15 protein-coding genes and 8 tRNA genes are annotated in these 20,131 nt (G+C 54.6%); 7 read left to right on the top strand and 16 right to left on the bottom strand.

All coding sequences use genetic code 11. The annotated features are described in order from the left end of the window. Positions 1-318 precede the first annotated feature (318 nt). The 7 genes from proV (at position 319) to emrB (ending at position 8,670) form a co-directional block, all read left to right on the top strand. Entirely contained in the window at positions 319-1,521 is a 1,203-nt protein-coding gene (gene proV, locus FFB58_RS17885; RefSeq protein WP_039029998.1) for a glycine betaine/L-proline ABC transporter ATP-binding protein ProV, read from the top strand. After that, positions 1,514-2,578, top strand: a complete 1,065-nt coding sequence (proW, locus tag FFB58_RS22910; RefSeq protein WP_039029997.1) for a glycine betaine/L-proline ABC transporter permease ProW — start codon at positions 1,514-1,516, stop codon at positions 2,576-2,578. Before proV ends, proW begins: the two co-directional genes overlap by 8 nt. Before the next feature lie 9 nt (positions 2,579-2,587). Further along, a complete protein-coding gene (proX, locus tag FFB58_RS22905) occupies positions 2,588-3,583 on the top strand; it encodes a glycine betaine/L-proline ABC transporter substrate-binding protein ProX (protein WP_039029996.1) in 996 nt (331 codons plus the stop codon). Between the two features lie 200 nt (positions 3,584-3,783). Then, entirely contained in the window at positions 3,784-4,968 is a 1,185-nt protein-coding gene (locus tag FFB58_RS17875; protein ID WP_138370586.1) for an MFS transporter, read from the top strand. Positions 4,969-5,277: 309 nt separating this feature from the next. Further along, positions 5,278-5,808, top strand: a complete 531-nt coding sequence (gene mprA, locus FFB58_RS17865; RefSeq protein ID WP_039029994.1) for a transcriptional repressor MprA — start codon at positions 5,278-5,280, stop codon at positions 5,806-5,808. Positions 5,809-5,933: 125 nt separating this feature from the next. Further along, complete coding sequence (gene emrA / locus FFB58_RS17860; RefSeq protein WP_138370584.1) at positions 5,934-7,106, top strand: multidrug efflux MFS transporter periplasmic adaptor subunit EmrA; 1,173 nt, start codon at positions 5,934-5,936, stop codon at positions 7,104-7,106. A gap of 16 nt (positions 7,107-7,122) precedes the next feature. Next, positions 7,123-8,670 (top strand): multidrug efflux MFS transporter permease subunit EmrB, encoded by a 1,548-nt coding sequence (gene emrB / locus FFB58_RS17855; RefSeq protein ID WP_039029992.1) that lies wholly within the window; start codon positions 7,123-7,125, stop codon positions 8,668-8,670. 65 nt (positions 8,671-8,735) lie between these two features. Here emrB and FFB58_RS17850 read toward each other — a convergent pair whose 3' ends face one another. From FFB58_RS17850 to alaS, 16 genes are all read right to left on the bottom strand, one after another. Beyond that, positions 8,736-11,252 (bottom strand): FKBP-type peptidyl-prolyl cis-trans isomerase N-terminal domain-containing protein, encoded by a 2,517-nt coding sequence (locus FFB58_RS17850; RefSeq protein WP_138370583.1) that lies wholly within the window; start codon positions 11,250-11,252, stop codon positions 8,736-8,738. A 206-nt stretch (positions 11,253-11,458) separates the two neighbouring features. Continuing rightward, positions 11,459-11,833 (bottom strand): hypothetical protein, encoded by a 375-nt coding sequence (locus tag FFB58_RS17845; protein ID WP_138370582.1) that lies wholly within the window; start codon positions 11,831-11,833, stop codon positions 11,459-11,461. Between the two features lie 247 nt (positions 11,834-12,080). Next, positions 12,081-12,596, bottom strand: coding sequence for an S-ribosylhomocysteine lyase (luxS, locus tag FFB58_RS17840; protein WP_039029990.1), 516 nt, complete (start codon positions 12,594-12,596; stop codon positions 12,081-12,083). Positions 12,597-12,747: 151 nt separating this feature from the next. Then, complete coding sequence (gene gshA, locus FFB58_RS17835) at positions 12,748-14,292, bottom strand: glutamate--cysteine ligase (RefSeq protein ID WP_039029989.1); 1,545 nt, start codon at positions 14,290-14,292, stop codon at positions 12,748-12,750. Between the two features lie 71 nt (positions 14,293-14,363). Continuing rightward, positions 14,364-14,792 (bottom strand): YqaA family protein, encoded by a 429-nt coding sequence (locus FFB58_RS17830; protein WP_138370581.1) that lies wholly within the window; start codon positions 14,790-14,792, stop codon positions 14,364-14,366. Further along, complete coding sequence (gene yqaB / locus FFB58_RS17825; protein ID WP_138370580.1) at positions 14,789-15,355, bottom strand: fructose-1-phosphate/6-phosphogluconate phosphatase; 567 nt, start codon at positions 15,353-15,355, stop codon at positions 14,789-14,791. The genes FFB58_RS17830 and yqaB overlap by 4 nt, the downstream gene beginning before the upstream one ends. Positions 15,356-15,611: 256 nt before the next feature. Continuing rightward, positions 15,612-15,688, bottom strand: a tRNA-Arg gene (locus FFB58_RS17820). Positions 15,689-15,884: 196 nt separating this feature from the next. After that, positions 15,885-15,961: transfer RNA gene (locus tag FFB58_RS17815), tRNA-Arg, on the bottom strand. Positions 15,962-16,025: 64 nt separating this feature from the next. Further along, positions 16,026-16,102, bottom strand: a tRNA-Arg gene (locus FFB58_RS17810). Positions 16,103-16,166: 64 nt separating this feature from the next. Next, positions 16,167-16,243: transfer RNA gene (locus tag FFB58_RS17805), tRNA-Arg, on the bottom strand. Between the two features lie 64 nt (positions 16,244-16,307). After that, positions 16,308-16,384 (bottom strand) — tRNA-Arg (locus FFB58_RS17800). 29 nt (positions 16,385-16,413) lie between these two features. After that, positions 16,414-16,490, bottom strand: a tRNA-Arg gene (locus FFB58_RS17795). 29 nt (positions 16,491-16,519) lie between these two features. After that, positions 16,520-16,596, bottom strand: a tRNA-Arg gene (locus FFB58_RS17790). Between the two features lie 4 nt (positions 16,597-16,600). Then, positions 16,601-16,693 (bottom strand) — tRNA-Ser (locus FFB58_RS17785). A gap of 341 nt (positions 16,694-17,034) precedes the next feature. Further along, on the bottom strand, positions 17,035-17,220 hold the full coding sequence (csrA, locus tag FFB58_RS17780; protein ID WP_000906486.1) for a carbon storage regulator CsrA: 186 nt from the start codon (positions 17,218-17,220) through the stop codon (positions 17,035-17,037). Between the two features lie 241 nt (positions 17,221-17,461). Next, positions 17,462-20,089 (bottom strand): alanine--tRNA ligase, encoded by a 2,628-nt coding sequence (alaS, locus tag FFB58_RS17775; RefSeq protein ID WP_138370579.1) that lies wholly within the window; start codon positions 20,087-20,089, stop codon positions 17,462-17,464. Positions 20,090-20,131: the final 42 nt, after the last annotated feature.

Here is a 20,131-nt window from a genome sequence, read left to right as displayed (position 1 = left end):
ACGATATATTACGTTATTGCCTGACAAATATTTCTCTGTGTTCTACGCTGTAATTCTGCGGTCATATTCGCCTGAATCCTTGTGATCCAGGCGAAATTCCCCGGCTGCGTCATAAAAATCTCAAAAAAATTCATTTCCCGCTCAGCCCTTATCTCATGGGAAATTCAGCGATATTATCCGCATGCAAACCGCGGCAAAATTCGTGCCACACGCGGCGCAAGGGTTGTCTCAGATTCTGAGTATGTTAGGGTATGGCCTGCTTATTATTTCACTGGTAATTCTATCGACTTAAATAAATAACGGGACATTCTCTATTGCATGGCAATTAAATTAGAAGTGAAAAATCTCTATAAAGTATTTGGCGAGCACCCGCAGAGGGCTTTCAAATATATTGAAAAAGGTCTGTCAAAAGAACAAATTCTGGAAAAAACCGGGCTGTCGCTTGGCGTTAAAGACGCCAGTCTGGCCATTGAAGAAGGCGAGATTTTCGTCATCATGGGGTTATCCGGTTCGGGTAAATCCACTATGGTTCGCCTTCTCAATCGCCTGATTGAACCCACCCGCGGACAGGTGCTGATTGACGGCGTGGATATCGCCAGAATATCGGACGCCGAGCTCCGCGAGGTGCGCAGAAAAAAGATCGCGATGGTGTTTCAGTCATTCGCTCTGATGCCGCATATGACGGTGCTAAATAACACCGCCTTCGGTATGGAATTAGCGGGTACTCCTGCCAGTGAGCGCCAGGAAAAAGCCCTGGATGCGCTGCGTCAGGTAGGGCTGGAAAATTACGCTCATGCTTATCCGGATGAACTCTCCGGCGGCATGCGTCAGCGTGTGGGATTAGCCCGCGCATTAGCGATCAATCCCGATATATTATTAATGGATGAAGCCTTCTCGGCGCTCGATCCATTAATTCGTACCGAGATGCAGGATGAGCTGGTAAAACTGCAGTCCCGGCATCAGCGTACCATTGTCTTTATTTCCCATGACCTCGATGAAGCCATGCGAATTGGCGATCGTATTGCCATTATGCAAAACGGCGAAGTGGTTCAGGTGGGCACCCCGGATGAAATTCTCAATAATCCGGCGAATGATTATGTGCGCACCTTCTTCCGCGGCGTGGATATTAGCCAGGTGTTCAGCGCCAAAGATATTGCCCGCAGAACGCCTAACGGCATTATCCGTAAAACGCCAGGTTTCGGCCCACGCTCGGCGCTGAAGCTGCTGCAGGACGAAGACCGTGAATACGGCTATCTGGTTGAACGCGGCAATAAATTTGTCGGCGTTGTCTCCATCGACTCCCTGAAAACCGCCCTCGGCGAAAATCTGGGAATCGATGCGGCGTTAATCGACGCACCGCTTGCCGTGGACGCCGAAACGCCGCTCAGCGAGTTGCTCTCCCACGTAGGCCAGGCACCGTGCGCGGTACCGGTGGTCGGAGAGGAACAACAGTACGTCGGCATCATCTCAAAACGCATGTTGCTGCAGGCTTTAGATCGCGAGGGGGCAAACAATGGCTGATCAATCTAACCCGTGGGGTACCACAGAAGCGGCGGACAGCGCGGCGCAATCCGCAGACGCGTGGGGTTCTTCTACACCCGCACCCACTGACGGCGGCGGGGCCGACTGGCTGACCAGCGCCCCAGCCCCCGCGCCGGAACATTTCAATATTATGGATCCGTTCCATAAGACCCTGATCCCGCTCGACAGCTGGGTGACCGAGGGGATCGACTGGGTGGTGACCCATTTCCGTCCGGTGTTCCAGGGCATTCGCGTCCCGGTGGATTACATCCTCAACGGCTTCCAGCAGCTGATGCTGGGGATGCCTGCTCCAGTGGCTATCGTCCTCTTCTCGCTGATTGCCTGGCAGTTTGGCAGCGCGGGGATGGGCGTGGCGACATTAATCTCGTTGATCCTGATCGGCGCGATCGGGGCGTGGTCCCAGGCGATGATCACCCTGGCGCTGGTGCTGACCGCCCTGCTCTTCTGCGTGGTGATCGGCCTGCCGATGGGGATCTGGCTGGCGCGCAGTCCGCGGGCGGCGAAAATTATTCGCCCGCTGCTGGATGCGATGCAGACCACCCCGGCGTTTGTCTACCTGGTGCCTATCGTGATGCTGTTCGGCATCGGTAACGTGCCGGGCGTGGTGGTGACCATCATCTTCGCCCTGCCGCCGATTGTGCGTCTGACCATTCTTGGCATCAACCAGGTGCCGGCGGACCTTATCGAGGCCTCACGCTCGTTTGGCGCCAGCCCGCGCCAGATGCTGTTTAAAGTTCAGCTCCCGCTGGCGATGCCCACCATTATGGCGGGTGTGAACCAGACCCTGATGCTGGCCCTGTCGATGGTGGTGATCGCCTCGATGATCGCCGTGGGCGGTCTCGGTCAGATGGTGCTGCGCGGCATTGGCCGTCTCGATATGGGGCTGGCAACCGTCGGCGGCGTCGGGATCGTGATCCTCGCCATTATCCTTGACCGCCTGACTCAGGCTGTCGGTCGTGATTCACGCAGTCGCGGCAACCGTCGCTGGTACACCACCGGCCCAGTCGGGTTAATCACCCGCCCATTCATAAAATAAGGAACAACGATGCGACATAGCGTAATTTTTGCCACAGCGTTTGCCACCCTTGCCTCCACCAGCGTGTTTGCTGCCGATCTGCCGGGCAAAGGCATTACCGTGCAACCGGTACAGAGCACCATCTCCGAAGAGTCGTTCCAGACCGGGCTGGTCAGCCGGGCGCTGGAGAAGCTGGGCTATACGGTCAATAAGCCAAGCGAAGTGGATTACAACGTGGGCTATACCTCGATTGCCTCTGGTGATGCCACCTTTACCGCCGTCAACTGGCAGCCGCTGCATGACGATATGTACAGCGCTGCGGGCGGCGACAAAAAGTTCTACCGCGAAGGGACCTTTGTCACCGGTGCGGCCCAGGGCTACCTGATCGACAAGAAAACCGCCGACCAGTACCACATCACCAATATTGAACAGCTGAAAGATCCGAAGATTGCCAAACTGTTCGATACCAACGGCGATGGCAAAGCCGACATGATGGGCTGCTCGCCGGGCTGGGGCTGCGAAGCGGTGATTAATCACCAGAATAAAGCCTTCGACCTGGCGAAAACGGTGGATGTGAGCCACGGCAACTACTCCGCGATGATGGCCGACACCATCGCCCGCTTCAAAGAGGGCAAACCGGTCATCTATTACACCTGGACGCCGTACTGGGTGAGCGACGTGCTGAAGCCGGGTAAAGATGTGGTCTGGCTGCAGGTGCCGTTCTCCTCCCTGCCGGGCGAGCAGAAGGATATCGACACCAAACTGCCGAACGGCATGAACTACGGCTTCCCGGTGAACACCATGCACATCGTGGCCAACAAAGCCTGGGCTGAGAAAAACCCGGCGGCGGCGAAGCTGTTCTCGGTAATGAAATTGCCGCTGGCGGATATCAACGCGCAGAACGCGATGATGCATGCAGGCAAATCCTCTGAAGCCGATGTTCAGGGTCACGTCGACGGCTGGATCAAAGCCCACCAGCAGCAGTTTGATGCGTGGGTAAATGAGGCGCTGGCTGCGCAGAAGTAAGTTTGCAACACCTACCCCTCACCCTAACCCTCTCCCCATAGGGGAGAGGGGACAATTACACCCTCTCCCCTATGGGGAGAGGGCCGGGGTGAGGGGCTCAAACCGCACAATCCATCACTCAACAACTCCCCGCCTCCTTCATTCATCCGTTATTATGGTTTACGAAAAAATAATCACTTAACTAATGATTTCGAAACCAAATGACAAAAACAACTCAAGGGCTTAGCCCCGCACTTATCCTGCTGATGTCAGTGGCAACCGGTCTGACTGTGGCCAGCAACTATTACGCTCAACCGCTTCTGGAAACCATCGCCCGCAACTTCTCGCTCACCGCAAGCTCGGCCGGCTTTATCGTCACCGCCGCTCAGCTGGGGTATGCGGTTGGCCTGCTGTTCCTTGTGCCGCTGGGAGATATGTTCGAACGTCGGGCGATGATTGTCTCTATGACGCTGCTGGCCGCAGGCGGGATGCTGATCACCGCCTCCAGCCAGTCGCTGAGCATGATGATCCTCGGTACGGCACTGACCGGGCTGTTCTCGGTTGTAGCGCAGATCCTGGTCCCGCTCGCCGCCACCCTCGCCTCGCCGGAAAAGCGCGGCAAAGTGGTTGGCACCATCATGAGCGGCCTGCTGCTGGGGATTTTACTGGCGCGTACGGTTGCCGGATTGCTGGCGGGCATCGGCGGCTGGCGCACCGTTTACTGGGTGGCCTCGGTGCTGATGGTGGTGATGGCGCTGGCGCTGTGGCGCGGCCTGCCGAAGGTGAAGTCAGAAACCCATCTCAACTATCCGCAGCTGCTGGGCTCCGTGTTCAGCCTGTTCATTAAGGACAAACTGCTGCGCACCCGGGCGCTGCTGGGCTGCTTCACCTTCGCGAACTTCAGCATTCTCTGGACCTCAATGGCCTTCCTGCTGGCCTCGCCGCCGTTTAACTATTCCGAAGGAATGATTGGCCTGTTTGGTCTGGCGGGCGCTGCGGGCGCGCTGGGCGCACGTCCTGCAGGTGGCCTGGCGGATAAAGGCAAATCTCACCTGACCACTACCGTCGGGCTGGTGATGCTGCTGCTCTCCTGGGCGGCGATCTGGTACGGGCATGTCTCAGTGCTGGCGCTGATTGTCGGCATTCTGGTGCTCGACCTCACCGTCCAGGGGGTGCATATCACCAACCAGACCGTGATTTACCGCGTCAAGCCGGACGCCCGTAACCGCCTGACGGCCGGGTACATGACCAGCTACTTTATCGGTGGTGCCGCCGGGTCGCTCATCTCGGCCTCGGCGTGGCAGCATGGCGGCTGGGCGGGCGTGTGTGCCGTAGGAGCAGTGATGGCGGTGCTTAACCTGCTGGTGTGGTGGCGTGGCTATCACCGTCAGGAAGCCATTCAGTAACGTTTACATAAGTTGGGGCTTCTCAGGGTGTTAAGGAGCCCCTCAGTCTGTTAAGGTACGGAATCATTTATACCGGAAATTTTTGTGTGGGTAACATATTAGAATACCGCATGAATAGCGTACGCCCGAAGACCCATCCCCGTTTTGCCAGTGCCATCCCCTCTTTTCTGTGCTTACCGGGTCACGGATCAACCCGGCTCTTGATGACGGTGAAATTTGTCTTGTGGATTTTAGCCGCACAAATAATTCATTTACATTATTTGTCACTGTCGTTACTATATCGGCTGTAATTAATGAGGTTATGCCCAAATGGATAGTTCGTTTACGCCCATTGAACAAATGCTTAAGTTTCGCGCCAGTCGCTATGCAGATTTCCCTTATCAGGAGATCCTGTTAACGCGCCTCTGCATGCACATGCAGGGTAAGCTGCTGGAAAATCGCAATAAAATGCTGAAAGCTCAAGGGATTAACGAGACGTTGTTTATGGCGTTGATTACGCTGGAGTCTCAGGAAAATCACAGCATTCAGCCTTCAGAACTGAGCTGCGCGCTGGGTTCGTCCCGTACTAATGCCACCCGTATTGCCGATGAGCTGGAAAAACGTGGCTGGATTGAACGCCGCGAAAGCGACAACGACCGCCGTTGCCTGCATCTGCAACTGACCGAGAAAGGTCACGAATTCCTGCGTGAGGTGCTTCCACCTCAGCACAACTGCCTGCATCAACTCTGGTCGTCTTTAAGTAACGCCGAGAAAGATCAGCTCGAGCATATCACCCGCAAGCTGCTCACCCGTCTGGATCAGATGGATGAAGATGGCGCTGTTCTTGAGGCGCTGCGCTAACGCGACGACACGCTCCAAAAATCCAGATTAATAAGAAAACCGACAGGCCAGCACGTCATACTGCTGGCCTTTCTGATAACAGGTCGGCTCAGCCGATGTGAAATAATAAGATCGTGGAGAAAAACATGAGCGCAAATGCGGAGAACACTACCCCGCAGCAACCGGTCAACAAGAAAGGCAAACGCAAGCGCGCCCTTCTGCTGCTGACTTTGCTCTTTATTATCATTGCCGTGGCATATGGGATCTATTGGTTTTTAGTACTGCGTCATAGTGAAGAGACGGATGACGCGTATGTGGCAGGGAACCAGGTTCAGATTATGGCGCAGGTGTCGGGCAGCGTGACGAAAGTCTGGGCTGACAATACCGACTTTGTGCAAAAAGGCGACGTGCTGGTGACGCTGGATCCGACCGATGCCCAGCAGGCGTTTGAAAAAGCGCAGACTGAGCTGGCATCAAGCGTGCGTCAGACCCGTCAGCAAATGATCAACAGCAAACAGCTGCAGGCCAGTATCGACGTGCAGAAAACCGCCCTGGCGCAGGCTCAGAGCGATCTTAATCGTCGTGTTCCCCTGGGCAGTGCTAACCTGATTGGCCGCGAAGAGCTGCAACACGCCCGAGACGCGGTTGCCAGCGCCCAGGCCCAGCTGGATGTCGCTATTCAGCAATTCAACGCCAACCAGGCGATGGTGCTGAATACCACCCTCGATCAACAACCGGCGGTGAAACAGGCGGCGACCGAAGTGCGCAACGCCTGGCTGGCGCTGGAGCGAACCAAAATCGTCAGCCCGATGACCGGCTACGTTTCCCGTCGTTCCGTACAGCCTGGTGCACAGATCACCTCCTCTACCCCGCTGATGGCGGTGGTGCCGGCAACCAACCTGTGGGTGGATGCTAACTTCAAAGAGACGCAGCTGGCGCATATGCGTATCGGCCAGACCGCGACGGTCGTCAGTGATATCTACGGCGACGACGTGAAGTACACCGGCAAAGTTGTCGGGCTGGACATGGGGACCGGCAGCGCCTTCTCCCTGCTGCCTGCGCAGAACGCCACCGGGAACTGGATCAAAGTGGTTCAGCGTCTGCCGGTACGTATCGAGCTGGATGAGAAGCAGCTGGCGGACCATCCGCTGCGTATTGGCCTCTCCACGCTGGTCACGGTCGACACCTCGAACCGCGACGGCCAGATGCTGGCAAACCAGGCACGTTCGAACCCGGCCTACGAAAGTAATGCCCGCGAGATCAGCCTTGAGCCGGTGAATAAGCTGATCGATGAGATCGTGAAGGCGAACGCCGGTTAATCCGAAGGTGAGCGTTATGCAACAGCAAAAACCGCAAAAACCGTTGGAAGGGGCGCAGCTGGTCATCATGACCATTGCGCTTTCGCTGGCGACATTCATGCAGGTGCTGGACTCCACCATCGCGAACGTGGCGATCCCGACTATCGCGGGAAACCTTGGCTCATCCCTGAGCCAGGGGACCTGGGTGATCACCTCGTTCGGGGTGGCGAACGCCATCTCCATTCCGATCACCGGCTGGCTGGCAAAGCGCGTCGGGGAAGTGAAACTGTTCCTCTGGTCAACCATCGCCTTCGTGCTGGCCTCCTGGGCATGTGGGATGTCCAGCAGTCTGACCATGCTGATTTTCTTCCGCGTGATCCAGGGGATTGTTGCCGGGCCGCTGATCCCGCTGTCGCAGAGTCTGCTCCTCAACAACTACCCGCCCGCCAAGCGCTCTATCGCGCTGGCGCTGTGGTCGATGACGGTGATTGTCGCCCCGATCTGCGGCCCGATTCTGGGTGGCTACATCAGCGATAACTATCACTGGGGCTGGATCTTCTTTATCAACGTGCCGATTGGCGCGGTGGTGGTGCTGTTGACCCTGCAGTCGCTGCGCGGTCGCGAAACTCGTACCGAGCAACGGCGTATTGACGGCGTCGGGCTCGCGCTGCTGGTGCTGGGCATCGGCAGCCTGCAGATCATGCTCGATCGCGGGAAAGAGCTGGACTGGTTCGCCTCGCAGGAGATCATCGTTCTGACGGTCGTGGCGGTGGTGGCGCTGAGCTTCCTGATTGTGTGGGAGCTGACGGACGATAACCCGATAGTCGATCTGTCGCTGTTTAAGTCGCGCAACTTCACCATAGGGTGTTTGTGTATCAGCCTTGCCTACATGCTCTACTTCGGCGCGATTGTTCTGCTGCCGCAGCTGTTGCAGGAGGTGTATGGCTATACCGCCACCTGGGCGGGGCTGGCGTCGGCACCGGTCGGGGTGATCCCGGTTCTGCTGTCGCCGATTATCGGCCGCTTTGCCCATAAGCTCGATATGCGTCGGCTGGTGACCTTCAGCTTCATCATGTATGCGGTGTGCTTCTACTGGCGCGCCTATACCTTTGAGCCGGGTATGGACTTTGGCGCATCGGCGTGGCCGCAGTTCATTCAGGGCTTTGCGGTGGCCTGCTTCTTTATGCCACTGACCACCATCACCCTCTCCGGCCTGCCGCCGGAAAGGATGGCGGCGGCGTCGAGTCTGTCAAACTTTATGCGTACGCTGGCGGGCTCCATTGGGACCTCGATGACCACCACCATGTGGACCAACCGGGAGTCGTTACACCATGCGCAGCTGACCGAGTCGGTGAATGTGTTTAATCCCCAGGCGCAGGAGGTTTACAGCCAGCTGCAGGGAATGGGCATGACCGAGCAGCAGGCGTCCGGGTGGATAGCACAGCAGATCACCGCGCAGGGCTTGATTATCTCGGCCAACGAGATCTTCTGGTTATCGGCTGGGGTGTTCATTGTGCTGCTGGGGCTGATCTGGTTCGCCAAACCGCCATTCGGGGCGGGAGGCGGGGGCGGGGGCGCCCACTGAGTGGCCTGTCTGAAAATAAAAACGGATCTGCATGCAGATCCGTTTTTTTATGCCTGTCGTTAATGCTACTTCACGCCGACAATTTTAATGGTAATGATGGATATAGTGCCAGGCGGCACAAACCCAGGCACACCGGCTTCACCGTAGGCCTGCTTTGCCGGGATGTGGATTTTTGCCACCCCGCCCAGCCCCATCTTTTTGACAACCGTCTGGAACAGAGGAGGAAGATCTTTCACCCGGCTGGCGCGCAGCTCTTTACTGGAGATAACCTTCCCGGTACCGAGCACTTCATCCAGTTCGGTGATGAGCTCGTTATCGGCAAGGATCAACGGCGCTTCACCCTTCTGCACTATCCTGTAAACGGAACCATCCGCTACCTTGACCGCGCCAGGCTCTTTTGCCGCCTTTAACATGAGCGCTTTGCTCTGCTTTTCATTTTCACTTTGCGTCGCGGCAAACTGCTTTTTGTGCAGCTTATCAAGCCCGATCAGTTCGCTGGAGAGCTTATCCGGCGTCATCTGAGGCTTTTTATTAACCGAGTCGTTAAAACCCTGCATAAAGGCGGGAAGATCCAGCGTCTTACCGAGGCTTGTCATCTTCTCTTTTTCGCGCGTGGCGCTGTCGCCATACCATGTCCCGACGGCGTAGCTGGTACGCGTATCTTTTGCTGTCTTCGCATCTATTTTAATGACGTTAGCCGTGGCGACGGGTGGAGTTTCGGCGGGTTTAGCCTTAAGCGCGGCCACTTCTGCCTGCGACGCCTCAAGCTGTTTTTTTAGGCTGGCCAGGGCTTCGTCAGCGCTCTTAAGCTTACTTGCCGTCTGGCTGCTGTTCTCTTTATCTGCACCCGATTCTGTTTTCAGACTTGCCAGCTGCGCCTGCTGCGTGGCGATAACGGTTTTCGCATCTTCTAGCTGGCTGGTAAAGATTTCGTGCTTTTGCCGCTCGTTTTTGAGCGCCGTTTCCGCGTCCAGCTTCTGCTTCGTCAGCGTTGCTACCTGGCTATCCAGCGCGCTCGACGCCTTTTTCATCTCCGCTAACTGTTGGGTAAGCGCGGTAGACTGCGCTGTGATTTCATTCAGCTTTTCCGTCAACTCAATGTTTTTTTGCTTATCGCCCGTGCTGTTGCTCTTCAGCGCAGTCAGCCGATCTTCAAGGCTCTTTTTCTGCCCCTGCAGTTCTGCAAGCTGTTTGCTCAACTCATCGCTGCGGGCGGTGGCTTTGCTCAGTTGCCCGTTCAGCTCAGCGCTTTTCTTCTGGCCGTCGCTGCTGCTGGTCATCAGGGATGCCAGCTGCTGCTCCTGCTCTTTCTTCTGCAGTTTGAGGTCGGTAAGTTCTTTCAGCAGCGTGGTGATCTGTGCGTTTGCTTTATTCAGCTGCTCAGCCATCTGCGTGCTTTTCGATTGATCGCCGGTGGCGCTGGTCTTGAGTGCGGCCAGCCGATCCTCAAGGCTCTTTTTCTGCCCCTGCAGTTCTGCAAGCTGTTTGCTCAACTCATCGCTGCGGGCGGTGGCTTTGCTCAGTTGCCCGTTCAGCTCAGCGCTTTTCTTCTGGCCGTCGCTGCTGCTGGTCATCAGGGATGCCAGCTGCTGCTCCTGCTCTTTCTTCTGCAGTTTGAGGTCGGTAAGTTCTTTCAGCAGCGTGGTGATCTGTGCGTTTGCTTTATTCAGCTGCTCAGCCATCTGCGTGCTTTTCGATTGATCGCCGGTGGCGCTGGTCTTGAGTGCGGCCAGCCGATCCTCAAGGCTCTTTTTCTGCCCCTGCAGCTCAGCAAGCTGTTTGCTCAACTCATCGCTGCGGGCGGTGGCTTTGCTCAGTTGCCCGTTCAGCTCAGCGCTTTTCTTCTGGCCGTCGCTGCTGCTGGTCATCAGGGATGCCAGCTGCTGCTCCTGCTCTTTCTTCTGCAGTTTGAGGTCGGCAAGCTCTTTCAGCAGCGCGCTGGTCTGTTCGTTCGCTTTATTGAGTTGCTCAGCCATCTGCACGCTTTTCGATTGATCGCCAGTGGCGCTTTTCTTAAGTGCGGCCAGCCGATCCTCGAGGCTCTTTTTCTGCCCCTGCAGTTCTGCAAGCTGTTTGCTCAACTCATCGCTGCGGGCGGTGGCTTTGCTCAGTTGCCCGTTCAGCTCAGCGCTTTTCTTCTGGCCGTCGCTGCTGCTGGTCATCAGGGATGCCAGCTGATCCTCAAGACTCTTTTTCTGACCCTGCAGGTCAGTAAGCTGTTTACTTAGCTCATCGCGATGGTCGATCGTTTTTTTTAGCAACGCTTCACGCTGCGCTGAACGGGCTTTCTCACCCTCAGCGGCCAGGTTGAGCGTTGCGATAACGCTTTCCAGCGCCAGCGTCTGCGCACTGCCATTTGACAGTGGCGCTGCCGGTGCCGGTCTTTCGCGTTGCGCGGTTGCCGCCTTTTCGAGGGCGGCTTTTTGCTGTTCAACAGCAGCCAGCTGCTGATTGAGGCTGGCGAGATGATCATTCGCTTTTTGTAACTCGGCGTTCAGGCGCGCGATTTTTTCCCGCGCCACAGCAGCATTTAGTGCATCCTTTGCCGCCAGCTGACGAGGTGTGGTATCAGCAACGCACACAGGCTTTGCTTTTGGCAATGCCGGTGTCGCTTTCGAAGGGGCGTCTGGCCGGGATGGTGTCGCTTCAGGTGCACTAAAAGGATTAACGGAATCAGTACCGATAATTTTCTCCCGGCTCAGCTGTTCCAGTAATTCTGTTCCTGAAGAATATGATTTTCCAGCCGCAAACAATAATCCGCAGCAAAGCGCTGCACTAAAGTATTTATTCATAACTGATTCATTTCATTTGCGCGTTTCATCATATTGGAATAGACGGTATTGCGGATCCTGACGCAAACCAGAGAGAGTTTTTTGTTAATTTCGGTCAGCATGACTTCAGAGGCATTATTATCGACAAGAGATTTGTTAGCCTCATAAATTTTATAGTTTTTGTTAATGCTGTCGAACTGCTGGCGGTAACATTCGTAGGCATTAGGGTCCAGTTTTTGCAGCGCGGAGAACTCCTGATAGCACTGTACCTCCTGCTTACGCTCTTCCGGGGCTTTTGCGATGGTAGGCGTTTTAGAGTTAGGGGCGGAACTGCATCCGCAAAGCAAAAAGACAGACAAAAGAACTGCGGAACCGGCAAAGTAAAATTTCATAAATCCCTCTGAATCATTATCCATTCCATGAATATAAGCACAGCTAAAATTATTAGAACTTAATAATTGCCAGGCAATTATTCACAGGCATGATATATACAAATAACTACCCTGTTATGCTCGCAATAATAGACATATAGAAAAGGATTAACAACGAGAGTTGGTTTTTTGGGAATTTATAAAGAAACTAATTACAATGGTAATTATAAAACACCCGGCACGCCAAGATGACAGGCCGGGTAAATGACTAGATGTGCAGTTCCTGCAGCTTTTCTTTAGGCAGCGCCAGCTCGTCGTTGCTGTTCACGCGAACGTCACGCTCAAGAATGTGACGGGCAATATCCTGCGCTTCTTCCAGGGAGTGCATCTGGTAAGTGCCGCACTGGTAAACGTTCAGCTCAGGGATTTGATTCTGCTCTTTCACCTTCAGCACGTCTTCCATCGCTGCTTTCCACGCATCTGCGACGCGTTTCTCTTCTGGTACTCCAATCAGGCTCATATAGAAGCCGGTACGACAGCCCATTGGTGAGATATCGATGATCTCAACGCCGTTGCCGTTCAGGTGATCGCGCATGAAACCAGCGAACAGGTGCTCCAGGGTATGAATACCTTTTTCCGGCATCACTTCTTTATTCGGTACGCAGAAACGCAGGTCGAATACAGTGATCGTGTCGCCGTGCGGGGTATGCATGGTCTTCGCAACGCGTACAGCAGGTGCTTCCATACGGGTATGGTCGACAGTAAAGCTATCTAATAACGGCATACGTCACCTCCGATAGTGATTTTTTATAAAAAAAATGAACTCTTCTGTTCAACGCGAGTCTGAGTATATGAAAGACGCGCATTTGTTATCATCATCCCTGTTCTTCAGAGATGTTATTTTGGCCACAGCGATGTGGCCTTTTTCTTTTCTGTCAGGCCTGTTTAGCCAGGTACTCAGCAAACGACTCGGTATCCGCCGCCTCAATCTCACTCTGACGCACCAGTGACGCTTCGCGTTCCGCAGCAAAATCCGCTTCGCTTAACACTTCCAGCGGCTCCTGGCGCAGCATATCGCGATACTCCGCCGCCAGCGCGCGACCGGTGCCACCGATGCCCTGATCAATCATAGAACGCAGAATGCGTGCCGAGAATGTCAGGTCAGGATTATCGAAACTTTCCACCAGCTGCTCGCAAACTTTTTGATACTCATCGCCACCGTAAACGCTGTCGAGCGTGTGGGCGACGCGTTTGAGATCGCGGAACAGATCTTTACCTACCTGCTGTAGCGGGAACTGTGCCGTCTGGCAACCCATGCCCAGCGTCAGGCCAGGCTTGCGCCCTTCGAGGATCACCCGGTTCCAGTTAGTGCGGGTGCAAAGCAGTTCGTCAGAACTCATTTCAGGCGCATCCGCCAGCACGCACCAGACCATAAACAGATCGAGGAAGCGCACCTGCTGCTCATCCACGCCAATCGGCGAGAACGGGTTGATATCCAGGGAGCGTACTTCGATGTACTCAATCCCGCCGCGCTGTAACGCATCCGACGGCGTTTCACCGCTGCGCGTGACGCGTTTCGGACGGATAGGCGCGTACAGTTCGTTCTCAATCTGTAGAACGTTACTGTTGATTTGCAGACGCTTACCGTCTTTCTCAAGACCGATCTCTTCGTAGGCTTCCGACGGCGTTTTGATCGCCCGCTTCAATCCTGCCACATACTCGTGCAGATCGTTAAACGTAATTCCGAGATTGCTTTGCGACTTATTGGTATAACCCAGGTCGCTGAGGCGCAATGAGGTAGCGTACGGCAGGTAGTACATGCCGCATTCGGTTTTCTCAAACGGCAGCGTAGTCGGTTTGCCCTGCAGGAAAGAGGAGCAAATCGCCGGGGATGCACCGAACAGATACGGGATGACCCAGCCGAAGCGATAGTAGTTACGAATCAGGCGGAAATAGCCTGCGGAAATTGCTTCTTTATCCGTTTCACCGCACTTCGCCTGCCAGAATGCCATCGGCAAGGAGAAGTTGTAGTGCACGCCAGAAATTGTCTGCATCAGCGCGCCGTAGCGGTTTTTTAACCCTTCGCGATAGAGCGTTTTCAGACGGCCAATATTAGACGTGCCATACTGCGCCAGTTCAATATCCTGCCCCTGCTCGATATAGCAAGGCATGCTCAGCGGCCACATCCGCTCATCACCCAAATTGCGGGCGCTGTAGCGGTGAATGTCACGCATGATTTTCAGCATGTGGTCAATATCGCCGTCTACCGGCGTAATGAACTCAAGCAGCGCTTCGGCGAAATCAGTAGTGATCCACTTATGGGTCAGCGCCGAACCTAACGCCTGCGGATGGCCCGTCGTTGCAAGACTGCCATCTGCATTAACGCGCAGCGTTTCGCGCTCAAGACCGCGCTGAATACCCTTCAGAGCCTGAGGGTGGTTTTCCAGCCAGGCCAGTGCCTGTGATACGTCCGGGATCAATTCGACCTCCCGCCTGTCAAAATCATTTTATTTAGCATAATTGTAATGGTTTCTGGTCACAAACAGTCCAATTAGTGCCACCACGTCATACCCTGCAAAGTTGTAACCGCTACAAGAATGTAGCGCAACGCCTTGCCGAGGCATAAAAAAAAGAGCACGGGCCCCCAGGAGATGCGCATCCATCCCGCCAGCAGGCACAGTAAATCACCGATTACCGGCATCCAGCTTAGTAAAAGCGTGGCAGCGCCATAGCGTTTTAGCCAGCCGACTGCCTTTTCCTGCCAGCGCGACGTTTTGCGTAGCGGAAAGAATCGCCCAAGAATAACGTTAGTCAGGCCTCCAAGGCTATTACCCATTGTTGCTATTAACACGAGCAACCAGGGCTGACTGACGCCGGACAAGAGCATCGCCACCAGCACCACTTCCGAGTTTCCGGGCAGGATCGTGGCACTTAAAAAACTGCTGGCGAATAAGGAAGTAAGTGACAGCGCGTCACTCACAGTAAGCGAACATCCACCGCGGCCATACCGGCATCCCGTGCCGCCTGAATACCGAAATCGGCATCTTCAAACACGACGCACTTCGCCGGTGGCACACCCATCAGCTCTGCGCAAAGCAGGAAGGTGTCAGGGGCAGGCTTGTGGTTTTTAACATGATCGGCCGCGACCACGGCAGAAAAATAGTGGCGCAGACTAAGGTGATTGAGCAGAGCCTCAGCGATAGCGCTTTCGCTGCCCGTGCCGACGGACATAGGACGACGTCCGTGCCACTCCTTCACCACTTCAATTAAAGGCAAAGGACGTACGGTGTCCAGCAGCATGGCTTTAACCGCATCGGTTTTTTCACGCGCGAGCAGGTGTGGGTCGAGATCGGCCTGATTCAGTTCAATCACGGCCTGCGCAATACGCCAGGTTGGAGATCCGTTGAGGGCAATCATCGCCTGTAAGTCGAAACGCATACCGTATCGGCCCAGGACTTCTGCCCAGGCTTTGCGATGCGTTGGCTCGGTGTCCAGGATGGTGCCATCCATATCGAAAATCAAACCGTCATACTGTGCGTACATCGTGCTCTCGCGAAAGGATTACAAAGCGTTACTTTAACGTAAACAAGGCGTTTTGTCGCTGCTTCTGGCGGGCTTTAGATTGGGAGTGCTGAAGAAATAAACTACAAAGGGAATATCGAAAGGATGGTGCATCCGGGAGGATTACTCGGCTGTGCCTTGCCCTGCGGGCCGTTGCTAAAGCAACGTTATCCTCCCTGGTGCTTGCGATTAGCTTGCAGACCATGAAACAACAGTATGGCTGTTATCTCGGAGAATATGGTGCATCCGGGAGGATTCGAACCTCCGACCGCTCGGTTCGTAGCCGAGTACTCTATCCAGCTGAGCTACGGATGCATCGGGATTTACTACTGTACTGCTCGATATTCATATCACTTCTAAAGCAATATGAAGTAATAGATGGTGCATCCGGGAGGATTACTCGGCTGCGCCTCGCCCTTCGGGCCGTTGCTAAAGCAACGTTATCCTCCCTGGTGCTTGCGATTATCTCGCAGACCTTGAAACAACAATATAGCTGTTATCTCGGAGAAGATGGTGCATCCGGGAGGATTCGAACCTCCGACCGCTCGGTTCGTAGCCGAGTACTCTATCCAGCTGAGCTACGGATGCATCGGGATTTACTACTGTACTGCTCGATATTCATATCACTTCTAAAGCAATATGAAGTAGTAGATGGTGCATCCGGGAGGATTCGAACCTCCGACCGCTCGGTTCGTAGCCGAGTACTCTATCCAGCTGAGCTACGGATGCATCGGGATTTACTACTGTACTGCTCGATATTCATATCACTTCTAAAGCAATATGAAGTAGTAGATGGTGCATCCGGGAGGATTCGAACCTCCGACCGCTCGGTTCGTAGCCGAGTACTCTATCCAGCTGAGCTACGGATGCATCGGGATTTACTACTGTACTGCTCGATATTCATATCACTTCTAAAGCAATATGAAGTAGAAGATGGTGCATCCGGGAGGATTCGAACCTCCGACCGCTCGGTTCGTAGCCGAGTACTCTATCCAGCTGAGCTACGGATGCATCAGGATACTGCTTTCAGGAATAGTAAATGGTGCATCCGGGAGGATTCGAACCTCCGACCGCTCGGTTCGTAGCCGAGTACTCTATCCAGCTGAGCTACGGATGCATCAGGATACTGCTTTCAGGAATAGTAAATGGTGCATCCGGGAGGATTCGAACCTCCGACCGCTCGGTTCGTAGCCGAGTACTCTATCCAGCTGAGCTACGGATGCAAAATGGCGGTGAGGCGGGGATTCGAACCCCGGATGCAGCTTTTGACCGCATACTCCCTTAGCAGGGGAGCGCCTTCAGCCTCTCGGCCACCTCACCACACAACGCCTCTTTCGAGTGCTTCGAGTAACTCGTTAAGAGCTTCTCGTCGCTGCGTGGCGCATATATTACTTTCTGGGACTTATAAGTCAAACAATTTTCCACAAGCTTTTATCGTTTGCACAAATCACAGGCAATTCGCATGTAAAACCCGCAAAGAGGGTGTTTTATAAACGGATTTTGCGCTTCTTTCTGCACTCTTCTACATGAAGAAAGATGGATTTTGCCGAAGTAAAGGCGTTGGGAGTGGTTAAAACAGAGCGAACGAAACAAAACGGTAACTTTAAGAAGGGAGAATGACAGGAGGGTTGCGTCTCGCCAGACAGCGAGACGCGATAATATCAGTAACTGGACTGCTGGGATTTTTCAGCCTGGATACGCTGGTAGATCTCTTCACGATGAACAGAGACTTCCTTAGGGGCGTTCACACCAATACGTACCTGGTTGCCCTTCACCCCTAAAACTGTCACGGTGACCTCATCCCCAATCATGAGGGTCTCACCAACTCGACGAGTCAGAATCAGCATTCTTTGCTCCTTGAAAGATTAAAAGAGTCGGGTCTCTTGTATCCCGGCATTATCCATCATATAACGCCAAAAAGTAAGCGATGACAAACACGTAATGTGTAGGTAGTCACGGCATCACAATCTGTTAAACGTAAGTTTAGCCGATATACACAAACTCAACCTGACTTTATCATTATCGATAGCGTAGAGCGCAGTACGCCATAACGTCGTCGTTATGGCGTCTGAGTACGCTTTGTAGTTATTACAGTTTCGAACTTACCCAGCTTTCTACACTGGCTAGTGCTGCCGGGAGGGCTGCTGCGTCCGTACCGCCGGCTTGCGCCATGTCTGGACGACCACCACCTTTGCCACCCACTTGCTGGGCGACCATACCAATCAGTTCCCCTGCTTTCACACGGTCGCTCACGTCCTTAGATACGCCCGCAATCAGAGAAACCTTACCTTCCGCTACCGTTGCCAGAACGATAACCGTTGAACCGAGCTGGTTCTTCAGATCGTCGACCATGGTACGAAGCATTTTCGGCTCAACGCCCGCCAGTTCGCTGACCAGCAGCTTAACGCCTTTAATTTCAACCGCTTTGCTGGAGAGGTTTGCGCTCTCGGCAACCGCAGCCTGCTCTTTCAGCTGCTGCAGCTCTTTTTCCAGCAGACGGGTGCGTTCCATTACGCTGCGCACTTTCTCGCCCAGGTTCTGGCTGTCACCCTTTAGCAGCTGTGCGATGTCGTGCAGCTGATCGCTCTCGGCATGCAGGCTGGCAATCGCGCCTTCACCGGTGACCGCTTCGATACGACGAACGCCTGCCGCTGTACCGGATTCGGACAGAATACGGAACAGACCGATGTCGCCCGTACGGCTGGCGTGGGTACCACCACAAAGTTCGGTGGAGAAATCCCCCATACTCAGCACGCGTACACGTTCGTCATACTTCTCGCCGAACAGCGCCATTGCGCCTTTATCTTTTGCCGCGTCGAGATCCATGATGTTGGTTTCGATAGGCAGGTTACGGCGGATCTGGGCATTGACCAGATCTTCCACCGCACGGATTTCAGACGGTTTCATCGCTTCAAAATGCGAGAAGTCGAAACGCAACACTTTGTCATTCACCAGCGAGCCTTTCTGCGCAACGTGCGTGCCCAGAACCTGGCGCAGCGCGGCGTGCATCAGGTGCGTCGCGGAGTGGTTAAGACGAATACGTGCGCGGCGCGCTTCGTCAACGATAGCCTGAACGCCCTCGCCCACTTTCAGTTCGCCGGATGCCAGGGTACCCTGGTGACCAATCGCCTGACCGTATTTTTGCGTGTCGCTGACCGCAAAGCTGAAGCCATTGCCTTTCAGCTCGCCTTTATCGCCAACCTGACCGCCAGATTCAGCGTAGAACGGGGTCTTATCCAGAACCACAACGGCAGTCTGGCCCGCGCTGATGCTGTCCACGGCTTTGCCGTCAACAAACAGGGCAGTCACTGTGCCGTTGGTTTCCAGATGCTCATAGCCTTCGAATTCGCTGCTGCCATCAACGCGGATCATCGCGTTGTAGTCGGCACCAAAACCGCTGGACTCACGCGCGCGGCGGCGCTGTTCTTCCATTGCGGCTTCGAAGCCCGCTTCGTCAACTTTGATGTTGCGCTCGCGGCAAACGTCTGCCGTCAGGTCAACTGGGAAGCCATAGGTGTCGTACAGACGGAAGGCGGTTTCGCCATCCAGGGTGTCGCCTTTCAGCTTAGACAGTTCGTCGTCCAGCAGAGTCAGACCACGCTCCAGCGTACGGGCAAACTGCTCTTCTTCGGTTTTCAGAACCTGCTCAACCTGCGCCTGCTGGCGTTTCAGCTCTTCACCGGCAGCGCCCATGACGTCAACCAGCGGACCCACCAGCTTATAGAAGAAGGTGTCTTTCGCGCCCAGCATGTTGCCGTGACGGATCGCGCGACGAATGATGCGGCGCAGCACGTAGCCACGGTTTTCATTCGATGGGATCACGCCGTCAGCGATCAGGAAGGCACAGGAGCGGATATGGTCGGCAATAACGCGCAGGGATTTGTTGCTCAGATCGGTCGCGCCAGTCACTTCGGCAACGGACTTAATCAGGGTGCTGAACAGATCGATGTCGTAGTTGGAGTTAACGTGCTGCAGTACTGCGGCAATACGCTCCAGACCCATACCGGTATCGACGGATGGCTTCGGCAGCGGCTCCATGGTGCCGTCGATCTGACGGTTGAACTGCATGAAGACGATGTTCCAGATCTCGATATAGCGGTCGCCATCTTCTTCTGCGCTACCCGGAGGGCCGCCCCAAATGTGATCGCCATGATCGTAGAAGATTTCGGTACATGGACCGCATGGACCGGTGTCGCCCATCTGCCAGAAGTTGTCAGAGGCGTAAGGTGCGCCTTTGTTATCGCCGATACGAATAATACGTTCGCGCGGAATACCGACCTCTTTTTCCCAGATTTCATAGGCTTCATCGTCGGTTTCGTAGACGGTAACCCACAGACGCTCTTTCGGCAGGTTGAACCAGTTTTCACCGGTCAGCAGTTCCCATGCGTACTGGATTGCGTCATTTTTGAAATAGTCGCCGAAGCTGAAGTTACCCAGCATCTCGAAGAAGGTGTGGTGACGCGCGGTATAACCGACGTTTTCCAGATCGTTGTGTTTACCACCCGCACGTACGCAACGCTGGGAGGTGGTCGCGCGGGAATAATTACGCTTATCGAGACCAAGGAAAACATCCTTGAACTGGTTCATCCCGGCGTTGGTAAACAGTAAAGTTGGATCGTTGTTCGGTACCAGGGAGCTGCTGGCAACAACCTGATGTCCCTTACTATGGAAAAAATCGAGAAACGCCTGTCGGATCTCAGCGGTGCTCTTGCTCATAATTATCCTGAAATCAAGCTAACGAAATGTCACAGCGGGCCA

Source organism: Enterobacter sp. MF024 (genome assembly GCF_005843915.1).
GTDB lineage: Bacteria > Pseudomonadota > Gammaproteobacteria > Enterobacterales > Enterobacteriaceae > Enterobacter > Enterobacter barmai.
Note: the sequence above shows the minus strand (reverse complement) of the source record. Positions and strands in the feature narration are given on the sequence as shown.

Bases quoted from the DNA above. Each gene is read 5' to 3' on its own strand.
- csrA (WP_000906486.1), bottom strand. From the start codon at position 17,220: ATGCTGATTCTGACTCGTCGAGTTGGTGAGACCCTCATGATTGGGGAT.
- emrA (WP_138370584.1), top strand. From the start codon at position 5,934: ATGAGCGCAAATGCGGAGAACACTACCCCGCAGCAACCGGTCAACAAG.
- proW (WP_039029997.1), top strand. From the start codon at position 1,514: ATGGCTGATCAATCTAACCCGTGGGGTACCACAGAAGCGGCGGACAGC.
- yqaB (WP_138370580.1), bottom strand. From the start codon at position 15,355: ATGTACGCACAGTATGACGGTTTGATTTTCGATATGGATGGCACCATC.
- mprA (WP_039029994.1), top strand. From the start codon at position 5,278: ATGGATAGTTCGTTTACGCCCATTGAACAAATGCTTAAGTTTCGCGCC.
- FFB58_RS17875 (WP_138370586.1), top strand. From the start codon at position 3,784: ATGACAAAAACAACTCAAGGGCTTAGCCCCGCACTTATCCTGCTGATG.
- proX (WP_039029996.1), top strand. From the start codon at position 2,588: ATGCGACATAGCGTAATTTTTGCCACAGCGTTTGCCACCCTTGCCTCC.
- alaS (WP_138370579.1), bottom strand. From the start codon at position 20,089: ATGAGCAAGAGCACCGCTGAGATCCGACAGGCGTTTCTCGATTTTTTC.
- luxS (WP_039029990.1), bottom strand. From the start codon at position 12,596: ATGCCGTTATTAGATAGCTTTACTGTCGACCATACCCGTATGGAAGCA.
- proV (WP_039029998.1), top strand. From the start codon at position 319: ATGGCAATTAAATTAGAAGTGAAAAATCTCTATAAAGTATTTGGCGAG.
- emrB (WP_039029992.1), top strand. From the start codon at position 7,123: ATGCAACAGCAAAAACCGCAAAAACCGTTGGAAGGGGCGCAGCTGGTC.
- FFB58_RS17845 (WP_138370582.1), bottom strand. From the start codon at position 11,833: ATGAAATTTTACTTTGCCGGTTCCGCAGTTCTTTTGTCTGTCTTTTTG.